The sequence below is a fragment of the Coleofasciculus chthonoplastes PCC 7420 genome, assembly GCF_000155555.1.
Lineage (GTDB): Bacteria > Cyanobacteriota > Cyanobacteriia > Cyanobacteriales > Coleofasciculaceae > Coleofasciculus > Coleofasciculus chthonoplastes_A.
In genome coordinates this window covers 1-2216 of record NZ_DS989891.1, presented here as the reverse complement: position 1 = coordinate 2216, position 2216 = coordinate 1, and the positions used below count along the sequence as shown (strand labels likewise).

Genomic DNA, 2216 nt, shown 5'->3' with positions numbered 1-2216 from the left:
CTTCAAATCAAGCCAATCGCTACACATATAAGGAAAATTTATCACCTTATGTACGGGAGAGCCGACTGGTTGATGGCTGGTGATAGCGTGCAGACTAATTAATTGCATCATAATCGCTCAGGAGACGATAGACGATTTTGCCGTCTAACTAAGGACTGTTTGCGGCTGGATTCGCGCTATGCTGAGGAATGGAATGATTTAGTTAAGATAATTATTACTATCGGCTATGCGAATTCAAGGTTGGTTTACTACCATTACAGTTGCTTGTCTGTTTTGGCTGATCAGTTGGGTCGTTACCCCTGCTGCGTTTGCCTTCGTTCAGGTAGAACTATCTGACCTGTCTTACCACGAATGTTCCTCCAAGTTTTCCGAAGGATTGGTCACACCCGGTTCCATCCAAGCCGCCGATTGCTACATCATCACTGGCAAAGCCATCAACAAGTCAGGTAAACCCGTGATCAATGCTGACATTTTTGGTCGGATTTATGATGCCAATCATAATCCTGTCTTTCAAAATCGTACCCGGCTGGGTGCCATTGATGAAGTCCCACCGGGCGTTAGTGATTTTGAAGTGCGAATTACGGTTTCGGCTAATCAACCCACCCCCTTGCAGCTTGAACAATTCAAAGCGTCTGGCTTTACGGGCAAAGTCCGCCGCTAAAAAAAAGCGTGTTGACTTTCATTAATATCTAACCCAAGACTATGCCATGCCTCCAAACAGTCCAGCGATAAGTTGCAGGACAATAATCGCCAAAAGAGGAGATAAGTCCAAACCTCCAATCGGCGGAATAAAGGAGCGGAAAATATTCAGGTAAGGGTCCGTAATTGGGCTGAGGAACCCAGCAACCTGGTTCATCCATTCAACCGTGGGGAACCAGGTTAACAGAATGCGGACAAATATCAGCAGTAAATAGATGTTGAGGAAATTGGCGAGACTTTCGGTTACCAGTGCTGTAGGCATAAATTGAAATGTTTCCTTACTAAGTTTAGAGGGCGGATATGATAGTGCCTTTCTAGTCAGTTTAACGGATATCACTCCATTTCGGCTTAGGAATCGAGCGAACCTTCCCTATCGGTAAGTTCTGTACTCCCACTGCCATTCACTGGACCCAATTGCTGGCGCACATCATCAATCGCTGTATTAAGCTGGGCAATTTTGTCTTCTAAACTGCGACGTGCTGCTTCAATGCTCTCCTCGGAGTTGAGTTGAGACTTTTTGCCTTTCATGGCTTTCTTCTCCGAGAGGCGGGATTTGAGTAAAGACGGATCGGCTTCTTCATCACTACTATTGCGTTGTCCGGCTAGTATGGCTCCGATAACGCCACCGACTACGCCCCCTATAGCGATTCCCGCCAGAAGTCCGCCTGTAAAACCATCACGCTGACTCATTTTTCCTTTCGTACCCTTGAAATAAAACGCAACTGCTTTTCCAGATTAACGGTTGGCTGATGCAGATGCCTACATCTTCGTCTTATGTCTTATGTCTTATGTCATTCGTTTACCCCTTATCTTCCCCAGCTTCCCCTGCTCCCAGACGTAGCATGCTACGTCTCTACAACCCCAGTTTTCTCCCTACTTTCATGTGCCAAAGGCGCGATCGCCTGCATCTCCTAATCCGGGTACGATAAATCCTTGCTGGCTTAATTCTTCGTCAATTGTGGCGGTGTATATGGTTAAGGTGGGATAATTAGCCCCTAACTTTTGCAAGGCGGGTGGAGCCGCAACCACGCTGATAATCCGGATAAATCCTGGGTCAGCACCTCGCTGGGTCAGTTCTGCGATCGCGGACATCATTGTACCTCCCGTTGCTAGCATGGGTTCGGTAATTAAGATATGGGTACCTGGATCAAATTGTTGGGGCAATTTATTTAAATAACACTTTGCTTCTAACGTTCCTTCATCGCGCACCATGCCTAGATGGTAAATGGATGCCAAGGGCAATAAGGTTTGCGCCCCTTCTAATAAGGCTAATCCCGCCCGTAAAATCGGCACGACGACTAAAGGAGTCTCTGGATTCACCATTGTGGCTGGACAAGGGGCTAGGGGAGTCTGAACCATTAACTCTTCCGTCGGTAGCCAGTCTCGAATCGCTTCGTAGGTGAGCCAGCGCCCTAACTCCGTCATCGCACTTTTGAATAGGGGGGAGGGTGTCGCTGCATCACGGGCAACACCAAGCCAGTGCTTGATTAGGGGATGAGGGGGAACATAAACACGTA

Annotated in this window: 4 protein-coding genes; 1 reads left to right on the top strand and 3 read right to left on the bottom strand. The window is 47.5% G+C overall.

Annotated elements, in window-relative coordinates; genetic code table 11:
* The first annotated feature begins 226 nt into the window (after positions 1–226).
* Positions 227–661 carry a hypothetical protein gene (locus MC7420_RS34620; protein ID WP_006106651.1) on the top strand — a complete coding sequence of 145 codons (435 nt, stop codon included), beginning with the start codon at positions 227–229 and terminating at the stop codon, positions 659–661.
* 39 nt (positions 662–700) lie between these two features.
* Here MC7420_RS34620 and MC7420_RS34615 read toward each other — a convergent pair whose 3' ends face one another.
* The 3 genes from MC7420_RS34615 to upp form a co-directional block, all read right to left on the bottom strand.
* Positions 701–961 carry a YggT family protein gene (locus tag MC7420_RS34615; RefSeq protein ID WP_006106652.1) on the bottom strand — a complete coding sequence of 87 codons (261 nt, stop codon included), beginning with the start codon at positions 959–961 and terminating at the stop codon, positions 701–703.
* Between the two features lie 86 nt (positions 962–1047).
* Entirely contained in the window at positions 1048–1389 is a 342-nt protein-coding gene (locus tag MC7420_RS34610) for a hypothetical protein (protein ID WP_006106653.1), read from the bottom strand.
* A gap of 189 nt (positions 1390–1578) precedes the next feature.
* A partial coding sequence (gene upp / locus MC7420_RS34605; RefSeq protein ID WP_006106655.1) for a uracil phosphoribosyltransferase occupies positions 1579–2216 on the bottom strand: 638 nt, incomplete at its 5' end.